Source organism: Bounagaea algeriensis (assembly GCF_054491375.1).
In genome coordinates this window covers 371,551-388,410 of the sequence record NZ_CM137102.1, presented here as the reverse complement: position 1 = coordinate 388,410, position 16,860 = coordinate 371,551, and the positions used below count along the sequence as shown (strand labels likewise).

Annotated in this window: 13 protein-coding genes; all 13 read right to left on the bottom strand. The window is 71.9% G+C overall.

Translation table 11 applies throughout. The features are described from left to right. Positions 1-218 precede the first annotated feature (218 nt). Entirely contained in the window at positions 219-2,780 is a 2,562-nt protein-coding gene (locus ACVGV2_RS01735; RefSeq protein WP_459164290.1) for an ATP-dependent Clp protease ATP-binding subunit, read from the bottom strand. A gap of 530 nt (positions 2,781-3,310) precedes the next feature. Beyond that, a complete protein-coding gene (locus ACVGV2_RS01730) occupies positions 3,311-4,156 on the bottom strand; it encodes an ABC transporter ATP-binding protein (RefSeq protein WP_459164289.1) in 846 nt (281 codons plus the stop codon). Then, a complete protein-coding gene (locus ACVGV2_RS01725; protein ID WP_459165833.1) occupies positions 4,153-5,232 on the bottom strand; it encodes a FecCD family ABC transporter permease in 1,080 nt (359 codons plus the stop codon). The genes ACVGV2_RS01730 and ACVGV2_RS01725 overlap by 4 nt, the downstream gene beginning before the upstream one ends. 5 nt (positions 5,233-5,237) lie before the next feature. Then, positions 5,238-6,248, bottom strand: coding sequence for a FecCD family ABC transporter permease (locus tag ACVGV2_RS01720; RefSeq protein ID WP_459165832.1), 1,011 nt, complete (start codon positions 6,246-6,248; stop codon positions 5,238-5,240). Between the two features lie 546 nt (positions 6,249-6,794). After that, the gene (locus ACVGV2_RS01715; protein ID WP_459164288.1) at positions 6,795-7,154 is read right to left on the bottom strand and encodes a histone-like nucleoid-structuring protein Lsr2; all 360 of its coding nucleotides are present in this window, start codon (positions 7,152-7,154) and stop codon (positions 6,795-6,797) included. A gap of 515 nt (positions 7,155-7,669) precedes the next feature. Beyond that, positions 7,670-9,124 carry a lysine--tRNA ligase gene (gene lysS, locus ACVGV2_RS01710; protein WP_459165831.1) on the bottom strand — a complete coding sequence of 485 codons (1,455 nt, stop codon included), beginning with the start codon at positions 9,122-9,124 and terminating at the stop codon, positions 7,670-7,672. A gap of 177 nt (positions 9,125-9,301) precedes the next feature. Then, positions 9,302-10,207: a type III pantothenate kinase gene (locus tag ACVGV2_RS01705; RefSeq protein ID WP_459164287.1), complete on the bottom strand. Its 906-nt coding sequence runs from the start codon at positions 10,205-10,207 to the stop codon at positions 9,302-9,304. A gap of 98 nt (positions 10,208-10,305) precedes the next feature. Then, positions 10,306-10,824 (bottom strand): aspartate 1-decarboxylase, encoded by a 519-nt coding sequence (gene panD / locus ACVGV2_RS01700; RefSeq protein ID WP_459164286.1) that lies wholly within the window; start codon positions 10,822-10,824, stop codon positions 10,306-10,308. Positions 10,825-10,867: 43 nt separating this feature from the next. Next, positions 10,868-11,767: a pantoate--beta-alanine ligase gene (gene panC / locus ACVGV2_RS01695; RefSeq protein WP_459164285.1), complete on the bottom strand. Its 900-nt coding sequence runs from the start codon at positions 11,765-11,767 to the stop codon at positions 10,868-10,870. Positions 11,768-11,837: 70 nt separating this feature from the next. After that, entirely contained in the window at positions 11,838-12,773 is a 936-nt protein-coding gene (locus ACVGV2_RS01690; RefSeq protein WP_459164284.1) for a Rossmann-like and DUF2520 domain-containing protein, read from the bottom strand. 188 nt (positions 12,774-12,961) lie between these two features. Beyond that, positions 12,962-14,296, bottom strand: a complete 1,335-nt coding sequence (locus ACVGV2_RS01685) for a PrsW family intramembrane metalloprotease (protein WP_459164283.1) — start codon at positions 14,294-14,296, stop codon at positions 12,962-12,964. 625 nt (positions 14,297-14,921) lie between these two features. Then, positions 14,922-16,067 (bottom strand): DUF6779 domain-containing protein, encoded by a 1,146-nt coding sequence (locus ACVGV2_RS01680; RefSeq protein WP_459164282.1) that lies wholly within the window; start codon positions 16,065-16,067, stop codon positions 14,922-14,924. Between the two features lie 135 nt (positions 16,068-16,202). Further along, positions 16,203-16,712 carry a DUF3180 domain-containing protein gene (locus ACVGV2_RS01675; protein WP_459164281.1) on the bottom strand — a complete coding sequence of 170 codons (510 nt, stop codon included), beginning with the start codon at positions 16,710-16,712 and terminating at the stop codon, positions 16,203-16,205. Between the last annotated feature and the right edge of the window lie 148 nt (positions 16,713-16,860).

Genomic DNA, 16,860 nt, shown 5'->3' with positions numbered 1-16,860 from the left:
CGGGCAGGTGGTGCGCCGGGCCGGTGATACCGGGCAGGTGGCGCGCCGGGCAGCCCTCCGGTGACGGGCGCACCATCGCGCCCGCACGGGCCGGCCTTCCCACCGGCAGCGGCGAACACCGCCCCGCCGACGCACTGCGGCCCCCGCACCTGCGCGGTGCGGGGGCCGCAGTGGTTCGTGCCGCGTCCGTCAGCGGCAGGCGCGCGCCGCGCTGCGGATCACTCCTCGTTCTCCTCGTCGGAACCGCCTTCGGACTGCTCGTCCGAGGTGGAGCGGACCCCCACCGGCGGGGCGTCCGGGACGGACGCGGGTTTGCTCTCGCCGCGGAAGGTGAACGAGGCGCCCTCGTCGGAGCCTTCCCCGTCCCAGTTCTCCACGTCGATGACCACGATCTGGCCGGGGTCGAGCTCGCCGAAGAGGATCTTCTCGGAGAGCTTGTCCTCGATCTCCTGCTGGATCGCACGCCGCAGCGGCCGCGCACCCAGCACCGGGTCGAAGCCGCGGCGGGCCAGCAGGCTCTTGGCCTTGTCGGTCAGCTCCAGCGACATGTCCTTCGACTTGAGCGCCTTCTCCACCCGCGTGGTCAACAGGTCCACCATCTGCACGATCTCGTCGCGGGTGAGCTGGTGGAACACGATCACGTCATCGATGCGGTTGAGGAACTCCGGCCGGAAGTGCTTCTTCATCTCCTCGTTGACCTTGGCCTTCATCCGCTCGTAGTTCGAGTCGGCCTCGCCGCCCGAGGTGAAGCCCAGGTTCACGGTCTTGGAGATGTCGCCGGTGCCGAGGTTCGAGGTGAAGATCAGCACCGTGTTCTTGAAGTCCACGACCCGGCCCTGGCCGTCGGTGAGGCGGCCGTCCTCCAACACCTGCAGCAGCGTGTTGTAGATCTCCTGGTGGGCCTTCTCGATCTCGTCGAACAGCACCACCGAGAACGGCTTGCGCCGCACCTTCTCGGTGAGCTGACCGCCCTCCTCGTAGCCGACGTAGCCCGGCGGGGCACCGAACAGCCGCGAGGCGGTGTAGCGGTCGTGGAACTCGCCCATGTCGATCTGGATGAGCGCGTCGTCATCGCCGAAGAGGAACTCGGCCAGCGACTTGGACAGCTCGGTCTTGCCGACGCCGGAGGGCCCGGCGAAGATGAACGAGCCCGAGGGCCGCTTCGGGTCCTTCAGCCCCGCACGCGTGCGGCGGATCGCCTGCGACACGGCCGTGACCGCGTCGTGCTGGCCGATCACCCGCTTGTGCAGCTCGTCCTCCATGCGCAGCAGCCGGGAGGTCTCCTCCTCGGTCAGCTTGAACACCGGGATGCCGGTCCAGCTGCCCAGCACCTCCGCGATCTGCTCCTCGTCGACCTCGGAGACGACGTCGAGATCGCCGGCCTTCCACTGCTGCTCGCGCTCCTCCTTCTGCGTGATGAGCTGCTTCTCCTCGTCACGCAGGCGGGCGGCCCGCTCGAAGTCCTGACCGTCGATCGAGGACTCCTTCTCGCGGCGGACCTCGGCGATCTTCTCGTCGAACTCGCGCAGGTCCGGCGGGGCCGTCATCCGCCGGATGCGCATCCGCGCACCGGCCTCGTCGATGAGGTCGATCGCCTTGTCCGGCAGGTACCGGTCGTTGATGTAGCGGTCGGCCAGGCTCGCCGCCGAGGCCAGCGCACCGTCGGTGATGGACACGCGGTGGTGCGCCTCGTAGCGGTCGCGCAGCCCCTTGAGGATCTCCACCGAGTGCTCCAGGGACGGCTCGCCGACCTGGATCGGCTGGAAGCGGCGCTCCAGGGCCGCGTCCTTCTCGATGTACTTGCGGTACTCCTCCATCGTGGTGGCGCCGATGGTCTGCAACTCGCCGCGCGCGAGCATCGGCTTGAGGATGCTGGCCGCGTCGATCGCGCCCTCGGCCGCACCGGCACCGACGAGCGTGTGGATCTCGTCGATGAACAGGATGATGTCGCCGCGGGTCTTGATCTCCTTGAGCACCTTCTTCAGGCGCTCCTCGAAGTCACCGCGGTAGCGCGAGCCGGCCACCAGCGAGCCGAGGTCCAACGTGTAGACCTGCTTCTCCTTCAGCGTGTCGGGCACGTCGCCCCGGACGACCTGCGCGGCCAGGCCCTCGACGACGGCGGTCTTGCCGACGCCGGCCTCGCCGATGAGCACCGGGTTGTTCTTCGTGCGCCGCGAGAGCACCTGCATGATGCGCTCGACTTCCTTCTCCCGACCGATGACCGGGTCGAGGTTGCCCTCGCGCGCGTTCTGGGTGAGGTTGCGGCCGAACTGGTCCAGCACCAGCGACGACGACGGGGTGCCCTCGCTGCGGCTGCTGCCGGTCTCCGTCGGCTCCTTGCCCTGGTAGCCGGACAGCAGCTGCAACACCTGCTGCCGCACCCGGTTGAGGTCGGCGCCGAGCTTGACCAGCACCTGCGCGGCCACGCCCTCGCCCTCGCGGATCAGGCCGAGCAGGATGTGCTCGGTGCCGATGTAGTTGTGCCCGAGCTGCAACGCCTCCCGCAGCGACAGCTCGAGGACCTTCTTCGCCCGCGGGGTGAACGGAATGTGCCCGCTCGGGGCCTGCTGACCCTGGCCGATGATCTCCTCGACCTGCTGGCGCACGCCCTCCAGCGCGATTCCCAACGACTCCAGCGCCTTGGCGGCGACACCCTCACCCTCGTGGATCAAGCCCAGGAGAATGTGCTCGGTGCCGATGTAGTTGTGGTTGAGCATCCTGGCCTCCTCCTGGGCCAGGACGACCACCCGCCTCGCGCGGTCGGTGAACCTTTCGAACATTCCCACTCCCTGACTGCTGCGCCGGCGGTCTCGTACCGGGACGCGGTCACCGCCTCCTGGGACGACTACCGAAGGTCGACGAACCGATGTCCACGACGGGTATCAGCGTTCTCCTGCGACCACTGTAGTAGTCCGGCCCGGTAGCGGTCCGTGCCCGAGGGCGGCTGACAGCGCACGTTCTGCTCCGACGACGCGAACAACGGACGACTGACCTGCGGCATTCCTACACCTGCCGAACAGGGGCCGCGATGTCCGCCCAGCGCGAACAGCACCCGCCGCGCGGAAGGCGCTGTCCACCCGTCCACCCCGCGGCCCGCGCACGGCCGGTGCAGCCCCGACTGCGGTGCGACCCGGCTGCACGTGCAGCCCCGACTGCGGTGCGATCTCGGTCGCGGTGGGAACTCGCGACGGGAACCCCCGAAGGAGGTGATTCCCGACGAAGGCAACTCGCCCCGAGTTTACGCCCGCACCTGCGCCGGTGAACCGCGCATCGCCCGATCGAAGCAGCTCCCGGCGCCGCCGAGCGCGCCTCACCCGCCGGTCGTCCGCCGACCGGCGACCGGCACCACCAGCGGTCCGCCCGCGACCGGATCGGTGATCACCTTCGCCTGCAGACCGAACACCTCGGCCAGCAGCGGTTCGGTGATGACCTCCTCGGGAGCGCCCGCGGCGACGACCTTCCCGTCCGCCATGGCCACGAGCCGCTGCGCGTAGCGCGCGGCGAGGTTCAGGTCGTGCAGCACCATCGCCACGGTCCGCCCGCTGCCGGCGTGCAGCGACTCGATCAGCTCGAGCACGTCCACCTGGTGCGACAGGTCCAGGTACGTCGTCGGCTCGTCGAGCATGAGCAGATCCGTGCCCTGGGCCAGCACCATGGACAGCCAGGCGCGTTGGCGCTGCCCGCCGGAGAGCTCGTCCAGCGGGCGGTCGGCCAGCTCGGCGATGCCGGTCAGGTCCAGCGCCTCGGCCACGGCCCCCTCGTCGGCGGTGGACCACTGCCGGTACCACGCCTGGTGCGGGTGCCGCCCGCGCGCCACCAGATCCGCCACCGTCAGCCCCTCCGGCGCCACCGGCGACTGCGGCAGCATGCCCAGCACCTTCGCCACCTGCTTGGTGGACATGCCCTGGATCTGCGCACCGTCCAGCAGCACCTGACCCGACCGCGGCCGCAGCAACCGCCCCAGGGCGCGCAGCAACGTCGACTTGCCGCACCCGTTCGGCCCGATGACCGCGGTGATCGCCCCGTCGAGGACGTCCAGGTCGAGCCCGTCGACGACGACCCGCTCGCCGTAGGCCAGCTGCAGGTCGCGGGCGCGCAGCCGCGCGTCGATGGTCGTGGCCGCGGCCACCTGTTCCGGTGTCATCGAACTCGTCATACTCGGGCCTCCCGGTACCGGCGAACGAGCAGGTAGATCAGGTACGGCGCGCCGAGGACCGCGGTGACGACCCCCACCGGCAGTTCGATCGCGCCGAACGCGGTGCGGGCGATGAGGTCCGAACCGACCACCAGCACCGCCCCGAGCACCGCCGAGGTCAGCAACGGTGGCCGCGGTGCGCGCGCCAGTCGCAGCGCGATCTGCGGAGTGGCCAGCGCGACGAACACGATCGGGCCGGCCGCGGCCGTGGCCACCGAGGCCAGCGCCACCGCGCCGAGCAGCAGCGCCCCGCGCGCGGTGTTCATCCGCACGCCGAGCCCGCGGACGGTGTCGTCGTCGAACTGCAGCGCGCCCAGCACGTGCGCGCCGACGAGGCTCAGCGGGATGATCACCGCCAGCGCCACCGCCACCGGCCCCACGTGCTCCCAGCCGCGCGCGTTGAGGCTGCCGGTCAGCCACACCATCGCGCGGCCCGCGTCGTTGACGTCGCCGAGCGAGAGCAGCCAGAACGTGGCGTTGCCGGTGAACGCGCTGGCGCCGACGCCGACGAGCACGAGCCGGTAGGAGTCCACCCCGCGGCGGTAGGCCAGCAGGTACACCGCCAGCCCGGTGCCGAGGCCGCCGAGCAGCGCCACCGCGGGCAGGCCGAACGTGGCGGCCAGGCCGGTGGCGGCACCCCCGCTGCCGCCGAAGACGATCACCGCGGTCGCGGCGGTTCCGGCGCCCCAGGTGATGCCCAGCATGTCGGGGCTGGCCAGCGGGTTGCGCAGCAGCGCCTGCATGATGGCACCGGACAGGCCCAGCGCCGCGCCGACGAGCAGCCCGACGAGCGACCGCGGCAGGCGCAGCTCGGTGACGATGATCTGCTCGGCCGCATCTCCCCCGCCGAACAGCGCGGCGAGCACCCGCCCCGGCCCGATGGGGTAGTCACCGAGGCCCACGTTGAGCAGGAACATCAGCAGCAGGACCGCGGCCGAGCCGAACAGCGCGAACAGCGGGCGCCAGCGCAGCACACCGGACAGCGCGCCGATGCGCACCGGGCGCCGCCCCGGCACGCGCGCTTCCTCCTGCACCATCCGGGTCACAACCGCACCAACTTCCTGCGCCGGACCAGGGCGATGAAGAACGGCGCGCCGACCATCGCCAGCATCACGCCCACCTGGACTTCGGCCGGGCGGGCGACCACGCGGCCGACCACGTCGGCCAGCAGCACCACCGCACCGCCGAGCAGCGCGGAGAACGGCAGCACCCACCGGTAGTCGGCACCGGTGAAGAACCGCGCGACGTGCGGCACGATCAGCCCGACGAAGCCGATCGGCCCGCACAGGGCGACCGCCCCGCCCACGAGCACCGCGATCGCCACGATGCCGAGCCGGCGGGCCCAGGCGATCCGGTGCCCGAGCGAGCGGGCGACGTCCTCGCCGAGGGACAGCGCGTTCAGGCTGGGGGCGTTGCCGAGGGCGACGACGATGGCCACGAGCAGCAGCGGCAGCACCTGCCACGCCACACCGGGGTCGTCGATCGCGATGGAGCCGACCTTCCAGAACCGGTAGGCGTTGAGGCTTTCCTGATCGGTGAGCACCAGTGCCGAGGTGATGCCCTGCAGCAGGTAGCTGATCGCCATGCCGGCCAGCGCGAGGGTGACGGGGCTCGGACCACCGCGGCCGCCGAGCGAGCCGATGACGAACACCGCCACCGATCCGACCAGCGCCCCGGCGAAGGCGAACCACACCGAGCCGAACAGCGAGCTGATGCCGAAGACGTAGGTGGCGAGCACGACGCCGAGCGCGGCGCCGTGGGTGATGCCGAGGATGCCGGGGTCGGCGATCGGGTTGCGCGTGTGGCCCTGCATGAGCGCGCCGGCCAGGCCCAGGCACGCTCCGACGAGCGCGCCGAGGAGGGTGCGCGGGATGCGGAGCTCCTGGATGATCAGGACGTTCTCCGCCGTGGCGCCACCGCCGGTGAGCGCGCTGGCCACCTCGGTGAGCGGGATCGTCTTCGCGCCGATGGCGATGCTGAGCACCGCTGCGAGCGCGAGCAGCAGCCCGAGGACGCCGAGGCCGGTGGTCCGCCGCTGCCGCCGCTGCTGCATCCGCGACCGGTCCGGTCGCGACGACGCGTGCCGCTGCACGGGTTCCGGCGGGGAACTCGCCGGCCCGTGGTGCTGCGCGCCGACGGTCACGCTGCGCTCCACATCCTTCTCCTGATCACTCACCGAACTCGCCCTGGTTAGGTTAGGCCTACCTAATGGGACCCCAACAGGGTGGGTGAGGATGTCGGAGATCACACCCGGATCCGGGCGTGTCGGAAGCCGGCTTCGAGCGCGCCGCCGCGCGCCGGCTGGAAGGTGCCGGGGCCGGGAAGCACCGGGGCCGGGAAGCGCCGAGGGAACCGCGCGTCCGCGCGTCGATGCAGCGGCACCGGGTGTGGCGGCACCGGGCGTGACGACACCGGGCGTGGCGGCACCGGCCGTGCAGCCGCTGCGCGCGACGCGCACGCGTTCCCCGCGGAGGAGTTCCCCGCGGAGGAGTTCCGGAACGCCTCCGCGGGACGGTGCTCCCACCGGAAAATGCCGCGACGACGAGCGGACCGCGCCGAAGACGGTCGCGGTCCGCTGTTCGCTTCAGCGCAGCACGCCTCAGTGCGCCTTGTGGTACTGCTCCACGATGTCGGCAGGAATCCGACCGCGGTCCGAGACCTTCAAACCGCGCTTGCGCGCCCATTCCCGAATCGCCTGATTCTGCTCCCGATCGGCCGTGGTGGCCGAGCCGGTGGACTTGGACCGGGAAGAAGTGGACGGCTTCGGTCCCGGCTTCTTCCGCCCGCCGGCGCGCCGCGCGTAGGAGACGTAGTTCGCCAGGGCGTCCCGCAGCTCGGCGGCGTTGTCCTCCGACAGATCGATCTGGTAGGAGACACCGTCCAAACCGAACTCGACGGTTTCCGCGGCCTCTCCGCCGTCCATATCGTCCACCAGCTGGACGGTGACCTTCTGCGCCATCTTCGAAGTCCTCCCCGGAGTTATTTCAGCAATAGCGGGACAGCGACCGTCTCCTCCGGACATCTCCGCTGGAAGGGCGCTCCCGGAGATGTCGCATCCGAGGCAGATCTCCCCGCGGGGGTGTCAAAGCCGTCGCCTACGATTATTCGTACGACTAGGCTAGCGCAAGAACTTCGATTACGCACTCACCCGGGGGCGGAATCTCCACCGCCGATGCCGTTCCGATTCCGCCGCCGCGGCGCCCGCGGCGTTTCCCGCCGCGTTTTCACCCGCGCCTTTCCGGCATCCGGCGCTCGGCATCCGGGCGTGCTCCCCTTGCAGCACCCGCTCCCGCCGCACCACGAGCGGAACCGGTGACGCAGAACCCGCGGCGGGCCGCACGCGCTCCACCGGGATCCCGCCGCGGGATCTCACTGCAGGATCTCCTCGCCGTGATCACCCCACCGGGATCTCGCAGTTCCGCCGGGTCGGCGCCTGGGCGCCGACCCGGCGGTGCGCGTGCTGCGGGGATCCCGCTATTCCGGACGCACCAGCGGGAACAGGATCGTCTCGCGAATCCCGAGCCCGGTCAGCGCCATCAACAACCGGTCGATGCCCATACCGACACCGCCGCTCGGCGGCATGCCGTACTCCAGCGCGCGGAGGAAGTCCTCGTCCACCGGCATCGCCTCCTCGTCGCCCGCGGCCGCCAGCCGCGCCTGCTCCTGGAGGCGCTCCCGTTCCACGACCGGGTCGACGAGTTCGGAATAGCCGGTGGCGAGCTCGAACCCGTGCACGTAGAGGTCCCATTTCTCCGCAACACCCGCCTGCTGCCGGTGCTGCCGCGTCAGCGGAGAGGTCTCCACCGGGAAGTCGCGGACGAACGTCGGCGTGCTGATATGATCGCCGATCAGGTGCTCCCACAACTCCTCGACGAGTTTGCCGTGCCCGTGCTGCGGATCGACCGGCATTCCATGCGCCGAGGTGTGTTCGCGCAGCTGCGCCACGGAGGTTTCCGGAGTGATTTCGGCGCCGAGCGCTTCTGACAACGATCCGTACATGGTCAGCCACGGCCACTCCCCGGAAAGGTCCACCTCGGTGCCGTCGAACCACGTCACCCGCTGACCGCCGGTGACCGATTCAGCGGCTTCCTGGATGAGTTCCCGCGTGAGCCGGGCCATGTCCCAGTAATCGCTGTAGGCCTCGTAGAACTCCAGCATCGCGAACTCGGGGGAGTGGGAAGAATCACTCCCCTCGTTGCGGAAGTTCCGGTTGATCTCGAAAACCTTCTCGATCCCGCCGACCACGCACCGCTTCAGGTACAACTCCGGCGCGATGCGCAGGAACAGGTCGATGTCGAAGGCGTTGGAATGCGTCACGAACGGACGCGCGGCCGCGCCCCCCTGCAATGTTTGCAACATCGGGGTTTCCACTTCGAGGTAGCCCCGGTGGTGGAACGAATCGCGCAGCGCCCGCTGCGTCGCGGCCCGGATGCGCACGGTGTCGGCGGCCTGCTGCCGCACGATCAGGTCGACGTAGCGCTGCCGCACCCGGGTCTGCTCGCCCAGGTCCTTGTGCATCACCGGCAGCGGCCGCAGCGCCTTGGCGGCCATCCGCCACTCGGCGGCGAGCACCGACAGCTCACCGCGGCGGGACGTGATGACCTCGCCGTGCACGAAGACGTGATCGCCCAGGTCCACATCGCTCTTGAACGCGTCCAGGCCCTCCTGGCCGACCCGCTGCAGGCTCAGCATGGCCTGCAGCTCGGTGCCGTCCCCGGCGCGGAGCGTGGCGAAGCACAACTTGCCGGTGTTGCGCACGAAGATGACCCGGCCGGCCACACCGACGAAATCGCCGGTGGACGTGTCCGCGGGAAGCTCCGGATGGGCCGCGTGCACGTCCGCGAGATCGTGCGTGAGCGGCAGTTTCACCGGATACGGGTCGACCCCGGATTCCAGCAGCCGCTGGCGCTTCTCCTTCCGGACGCGCATCTGCTCCGGCGTGGCGTCGGCGGTTTCCGCGGCGGCCTCGTTCGCGGGCTCCTCGGTGGTGGGACGCTCCTGGTCAGTCACGCCGTCGAGGGTACGTTTCGGTTCCCGCGCGGGCGTAACCAGGAGGGTCCTCCCGGCGCCCCGGCCACCCGCCCGACGACCGGTCCGCGGAGTGCCTCAAACACCGAAGTTGCGCTCGTACACCAGGCGCAGCCCCAGCAGGGTCAGCTCCGGCACGTTCGCCGAGATCTCGCGCGATTCCGAAACGACCAGCGGAGCCAGACCACCGGTGGCGAGCACGGACGTCGACCCGCCGTAGGTGCGCTCCAGGTCCGCCACGATGCGCTGCACCAGCCCGTCGACCTGGCCGGTGAACCCGTAGAGGATGCCGGACTGCAGCGCCTCCACCGTGTTCTTGCCGATGACCGACCGCGGCGGTTGCAGTTCCACCTTGCGCAGCTGGGCGGCGCGCGCGGCCAGCGCGTCCAGGGAGATCTCCACTCCCGGTGCGAACGCGCCGCCGAGGAACTCGCCCTTGGCCGAGATCGCGTCGATGTTCGTCGACGTGCCGAAATCGACGACGACGCAGTTGACGTGGTGCAGGTGATGCGCGGCCAGCGTGTTGATCACGCGGTCGGCGCCGACCTCCTTCGGGTTGTCCACCAGCAGCGGAACGCCGGTGCGCACGCCCGGTTCCACGACGACCCGCGGCAGCTCGGGCCAGTACCGGTCGAGCATCACGCGCAGCTCGCGCAGCAGCGCGGGCACTGTGGACAGCGCGGCCACGCCGGTGATCCGCTCGGCGTACTCGCCGAGCAGACCGCGCATCGTCAGCGCCAGTTCGTCGGCGGTCATCCGCGGCTCGGTGCGCATGCGCCAGGTGCGCACCGGCCATCCCGCAGCACCCCCGGCTGTAGCACCCCCGGCCGCGGGGTCCCCGGATGCGGGGTCCCCGGCCGCGGGACCGCGCTCCGCGGCATCGCGGTCCACACCGGATGCTCCGGCCCCGGGGTGTTCCGCCTCGTCGTCGGTGAACGCCCCGAGCATGATGTTCGTGTTGCCCACGTCGATGGTCAGCAGCACCCGTGTCCTCCCGCTCGCGCCGCGGTTCCCGCTCCGCGGGCAGGTCGCCGGCGAAACCGGCCCACTCGCCCGCGGATGATCTCGTCCCCAGGCCCTGCTTACTGCCCGCGCAGCAGCGCGTCCAGCCGGGCGGCGCCACCGGATCCGGCCGAACCCGCCCCATCCGCGGCTCCGGCCGATCCCGCCGCCTCGCCGGACTCGACGCGCGCACCGCTGCGCAGACCGGACTCCGCCGCTTCCGCCGGCACCGCGGAGGACTGCCCGCCGCGGTCGACGACCCGGTTGTCCGCGTCGACGAAGAGCACCTGCGGGCTGCGCGTGCGCGCCTCCTGCTCGTCCATGACCCCGAACGCCAGCAGGATCACCAGGTCACCGGGGTGGACCAGGTGCGCCGCGGCACCGTTGATGCCGAGCACGCCGGAACCGGCCTCGCCGGTGATCACGTAGGTCTCCAACCGCGCCCCGTTGGTGACGTCGACGATCTGCACGAGCTCGCCCTCGAGCAGGTCGGCCTCGCGCATCAGGTCGGCATCGACCGTCACCGAACCGACGTAGTGCAGATCCGCCCGGGTCACCGTCGCCCGGTGGATCTTGGACTTCAGCATGCTCCGCCGCATCACCGGCACCTCCCGAACACCTTCCCCGCCGAACCGCGGGGATTCACGCCGCCCCGCCGCCGAGGGTCACGCCCACGTTGTCGATCAGGCGCGTCTCGCCCGCGCGCACCGCAGCCAGCAGCCGCGCCTCGCCCTCCTCCGGCGCCGGGCCGAGGTCGCGGGAACGCAGCTCGACGTACTCCACCTCCAGCCGCGGCTGTTCGGCAAGCACCTCCCGCACGGCTTCGCGCGCCGCCTCGGCACCGCTCGAGCCGGCGTACGAACCGGCCGCCAACGCCGCCGAGAGCGCCGCGGCAGCGGAGCGCTGCTCCGCGTCCAGGTAGGCGTTGCGCGAGGACAGCGCCAAGCCGTCGGACTCGCGCACCACCGGCACCCCGCGCACCTGCACGTCCAGGTTGAACTCGCGCGCCATGCGGTTGATCAGCACGAGCTGCTGGTAGTCCTTCTCCCCGAAGAAGGCCTGGTCGGGGCGGACGATGTTGAACAGCTTGAGCACCACGGTCAGCACCCCCGCGAAGTGCCCCGGCCGCACAGCGCCCTCCAGCTCCTCGCCGAGCGGCCCCGGGTGGACGGACAGCTGCGGGTCGGCCCCGTACATCGCCTCGGTGTCCGGGGCGAACACCAGCTCCACGCCCGCTCCGCGGCAGGCCTCGAGATCGGACTCGAACGTGCGCGGGTAGCGCTCGTAGTCCTCGCCCTCGCCGAACTGCAGCGGGTTGACGAAGTTCGACACCACGGTGATGTTGCCGGGCACCGCGCGGGCGGCGCGGATGAGTGCCATGTGCCCCTCGTGCAGCGCCCCCATGGTGGGCACGAGGGTGATCGTGCGGCCGGTGGACCGCAGCGCCCGGGTCACCTTGGCCAGCTCCTCCGGCCGGCGGTGCACCGTCACGTCGTTCGGGGTGTATCCGGGGCCGGCACCAACCTGATGCGACGCCTGCATTTCTCGCTCCTGCTCATCGGATTTCAGCGGGGTGTCAGCGGGGATCGGCACGTCCGCCCCGCGCGGACCGTCACGCCGGATCGGCGCCGTCGTCGGTCGTCGCGTCCGGCCCGTCGAGCTCCGCCCGCACCGCGGCGGCGTCCTCCGCGCGCAGCATCCCGGCGCGTTCGGTCCGCCGGGCGGTGCGCCGGGCCAGTTCCCGGTACCCCGCGACGACCTCGGGATCGGCCTCGCCCAGCGCCTGCACGTGCGCGGCCACGGTGCCCGCGTCGCCCCGCACGACCGGCCCGGTGGTAGCGCGGTCACCCAGCCGCAGGGCGTTGTCCAACGCGGCCGACAGCAGCGGGCCGAGCAACTGCTCCGCCGGCTCCACCCCGGCTGTGCGCAGCAGCTCGGTGCACTCGTTGACCAACGTGACCAGGTGGTTCGCCCCGTGGGCGAGCGCGGCGTGGTACAGCCCGCGGGCGTGCTCGGGCACGCGCACGGGTTCCATGCCGGTTTCCAGGGTGAGGGCCTCGGCGACCGGCCAGCCCGGGGCGTCCTCGTCCGCGCCGGCGTCCGCGGCGGTGATGGCCATGCACGCGGACGGCAGGCGCTGCACGTCCTCGGCACGGCCGGTGAACGTCATCGCGGGGTGCATCGCCACGGGCAGCGCACCCACCTCCGCCGCGGGGTCGAGCACGTGCACGCCGTGCGCACCGGAGGTGTGCGCGACGATCTGCCCCGAGCGCAGCGAACCGGTCGCGGCCAGGCCGCGGGCCAACCCCGCCAGGGCGTCATCGGGTACCGCGAGCAGCACCAGATCGGCCGCCTCGGCGACCTCGTCCGGCGAGCGCACCGGCACCCCGTCGAGCAGTTCTTCGGCGCGTCGCAGGGAAGCGTCCGAGACCCCCGACACGCCGGTGATCTCGTGGCCCGCCCGGCGCAGCGCCGCACCGAGCACGCTGCCCACGCGGCCTGCGGACACGATGCCGACCCGCAGGCGGGGCCGCTGCGAGTGACCCACGTCTTCCTCCTCAGCCGTTCCAGTCCCATCCGGGTACCGGACGTCCTCCGCGAGCGTAGAGCGCACCGGACGGTGCACCGTGCCGAGGGTGTCGCATCGCACTGCACGGCAGCGCGCACGGGGCGGGCCCGGGCACATGGGGCTCGCCGCGCGGGGCGCCGGAATCCTCGCCGCGCGGGAGGCCGCACTCACTGCGGGCGGCGCTGCTGGCGCTGACGCGGCGCCCGCATCTGGGTGAGCTCGTCCATCTTGATCTTGGCCGTCCGGATGGCCTGCTGCGTGCCGGCGGCGGAGCGGCGCGCTTCCTTCAGCTCGGCGACGAGCTGCTCGCGGCGTTCGCGGCGGGCCGTGCTCGTCGTCCACCCCTGCTGGGCGCGGTGCTGCAGGAACGCCAGCTCTGTGACGGCGACCTGGTAGTCCCGCACGGCCTTAGCCGAGTCCTTCCCGGCTCTGCGCCGGACCGTGCGCAGCCACCCGCGGCGGGCGGCGAGCGTGGCCAGCAGGTCGCGCTCGTTCTCCACGATCAGCCCGGCACGTTGCAGCACCGGCAGCTGTTCGACGACGATGCGCTGCTCGCGTTTGCGCTGCCACCACACGATCCACCCGGTGCCGGCGAAGATCGGCACCATGATGAGGAAGTAGACGGCGAGGAAGCGCTCCCCGCCGAGCGTGGTGGAGGCGTTCCACACCGCGTGCAGCACGACGGCCAGCAGGTAGCCGGACACGGGCCAGAGCACGCGCGGGACCTGGTTGCGTCTGCGGGCGGCCAGTCCGATCCCGATGCCGACCATCGCCGTGAACAGCGGGTGGGAGAACGGTGCGAGCACGCCCCGGAGGATGAACACGGCGACCACGCCGCCGCTGGCACTGCCGAAACCGCCTTCGGCGAAGGCCTTGCCGAAGTACAGGATGTTCTCGATGAACGCGAAACCGGCGGCGGTCAGCGCGGCGTAGACGATGCCGTCGACCATGCCGTTGAACTCGGAGCGGCGGCGGAACCACAGGGCCACGACGAACAGCGCCTTCGCCGCTTCCTCCACGATCGGTGCGGTGACCACGAGGGCGAAGAACCGCCCGTCGCCGGGCGCGAAGAGCATGTCGCCGAGATCGGTGACGGCATCGTTGAGCACCAGCGCCGAGGCGGTCGCCCCGCCCGCTCCCCACAGGAACGCGCCGAGCAGCAGCTTCGGCGGTTCGGGTTCCCACCGGTCGATCCAGATGATCGCGGCGAAGACCGCGCCGACCGGCAGCAGCGCCGCGGCCGCGCCCACCAGGCCGGGCAGCGGGCCGACGCGGGAGGTGGTGACGCCGAGCATCACCAATCCGCACAGGGCCAGGATGAGCAGACCGGCGACCGGCCAGCCGACCTGGTGGTGTTTGCGCTGCTGCAACCGGCGCGCGGCGGAGACGTCGTGCGGGACGACGGCGAGGTCCTCGGGCCCTTCTGCGGAAGGCGCCGAGCCCGCCGGGCGGGGCTCGCGGGCGTTGTCGCCTCCGGGAACGTGGCGATCACGGTATGGCACGTCCCAGACCCTAGATTGCTTCCCCCGCAACGGGACGTGCACCCGAGGCGCAACGGGCGGGCACCTGAGGCGCAACGGGACGTGCACCCGAGGCGCAACGGGACTCGTATCCGAGGAGCAACGGGCGGGCATCAAGAAACATCGGGCTGGCCCCCGAGATGCAACGGGCGGGCATGCGACGCGCAACAGGGCTCGCACCCCGAGACTCATCGGGACGAACGAGCGAGATGCGACGCGACGCCCGAGCGGAAGAAGCGCCGCGACGTCGTTGCCGTGCTCCCGCGGGCAAGCTGCGCGGCGCGGCCCGGGTGTGTACGTTTCTCGAGAAACGTCGCGTACATTTCTCGAGAAACGTTGCGTACTTTTCTCGAGAAACGTACATCGCCACTCAGAAGTCCCTGGTCAGGCGACCGTCCTTGAGGGCTGTCCGAAACTCCGAGCGGCGCACGCGGACCCGCGGAGCAGTCCACAGTGGGCACGCCGTGGTGACTTCCCGGGCCGTGCACATGTCGCGCGAAACCGCGCACCGGGTCTCGAGAGCCGCCCCGGAGCGGAGTGCGGCGGCGTGCTGGTCGAGCGGGTGCTCGACCCGCTGGCGCTTCTGCACTCGGCGCGGCAGTTCCCCTCAACCGCGCCGGCGTCGGCGGCCGGGGCGGGTTCCCGTGTCGCCGTAGGCGGCGAGGAGCTCGGTCACCGACGTGCCCGCCGTGTGCGCCCCCGCCTCCGGGTCCTCCGCGGAGTCCGCGCCACCCGGAACCACAGCACCAGCGGAGTCCGCGCCACCGGACTCCGCGGCCCTGCCAGCCCCCGCGGCAGCACCAGGGCCCACGGCGGAAGCCCCCGCGGCAGCACCGGGGCCCGCACCGGAGGCGTCCGCGGGATTCCCGCCCGTCGACACCTCCGCAGCCGATGCACCACCGGCGGCACGGTCGTGGCCGGGCGCCGCGATCCCGGGCGAGGACCACTCGTTGCCGACCGCCTGACGCGGCGGCTCCGGCAGCCGCCCCGGCGGCGCCGACCGCGTCGCCGCGGCCTGCCCCTGCACTCGGGCAGCCCTTCCCGGCACTCGCCGACCCGCTGACCGCGCGACCGGCGCCAGCCCGCTTCCGGAATCCTCCGCGCTGCGCACGGGCTCGGCCGCCGCCGATTGCGCGTCCGAACGCGGAGCCGAGTCCGCGCGCCCGGCCACCACGACCGGCAGCTCGTGCGTGTCCACGGCGCGCACGACAGCGGCGTGCCGGTCGACGGCCTCGCCGTCGCCGCTACGCGCTCCACCCGCCTCGGCGGACAGCGCCAGCCGCACCCGCTCGTCGCCGGCAGCGCGGTGCGCGGCCGCGGACAACCGCTGCAACTCGCCGCGCAGCTGCCACAGCTCCTGCTCGTACTCGGCCGCGACCTCCCGGCGGGTCTCCGCGACCGCGCGGGACTCGCACTCGCGGCGCGCGGCGGCCTCCCGCTCCAGTTCGCGTTCGTGGACGCGGCGCTGCTCCGCCAACCGGCGTTCCTGCACGCCCACCAGACGGCGGGCACGTGCCACGGCGAACGCGGCGAGCAGCGCGCCCCACAACGCGGCGAGCAGCCCGAGCCGCAGCAGCCGCGGGTCATCGCTGAGGATCAGCACCCCCGTCGCCGCGGCCGCGAGGAACACGGCGGCCACCTTCGGCAGCTGCCGACCTCCCAGCGCCTGGCGACGCGACCCTGCCGGCTCGGGGTCGCCGTCCGCGGCCGACCCCGCCCCGGGCTCCGCAGGGGGCTGATCACGCTTCGCCATGACCTCACGATACCTGCACGACCCCGGCGCGAGGACCCGCCTCGACCGGTCCGCGCCGCCGTGAGCGCGGCGAATCCTGCGGCAACACCCGGTCGTCCCAGGAGATCCTCGCCACTTCGGGCGAGCGGAACTCGATCACTCGCGGTAGCCCTCGGGGTCGGACTCCGCCTCGTCCCGGTCCTGCGGCTCGTCCGGGTTGCGCAGCCGGCGCTCCAGGAACAAACCGGCACCGAACAGCAGCAGAGCGCTGATCAACCCGATCACCGCCGCGCCGCTGTCCGAACGCGCCTCGGCCACACCGGCAGCCTGCGGAGCGAGGTAGCCGAGCATCCCGACCCACACGCCGCTCATGATCGCGCCCGCCATGGACGACGCCTTCGCCAGCGCGAGCGCCCGCGCGGCCGTGAGCGCCTCCGTCGGGTCCCGGCCCTCGCGCCGCTGGATCCGCGCGCCCAGGGTGAGCGCCACGCCCAGGTCGACGGCTGCGACGACGAGCAGCGTCGCCCCGGCGAACAGGGGCAGCGACGGGAGCGAGCCGTAGGACACCCGGACGAGCCCGAAGACGATGATCGCGGCGATGACGCCGGCGAGGAGCAGGTGCCGCAGCTGGGTGTAAGCCATGCCGTTGTGCTGCCGAGGTGCCACGCGCCCCAGGATCCCACTCGCAGCCACCTCAGCCCAGGCCGGCCGCGCAGGCACGTCCGCCCGAGCGCACCTCCCACCCGGCAGGAGGCCAACGCGCCCGATCCGGCCGCAATGACAACGCGTTTGAACAGCGCCCGCGGTTCCTGCG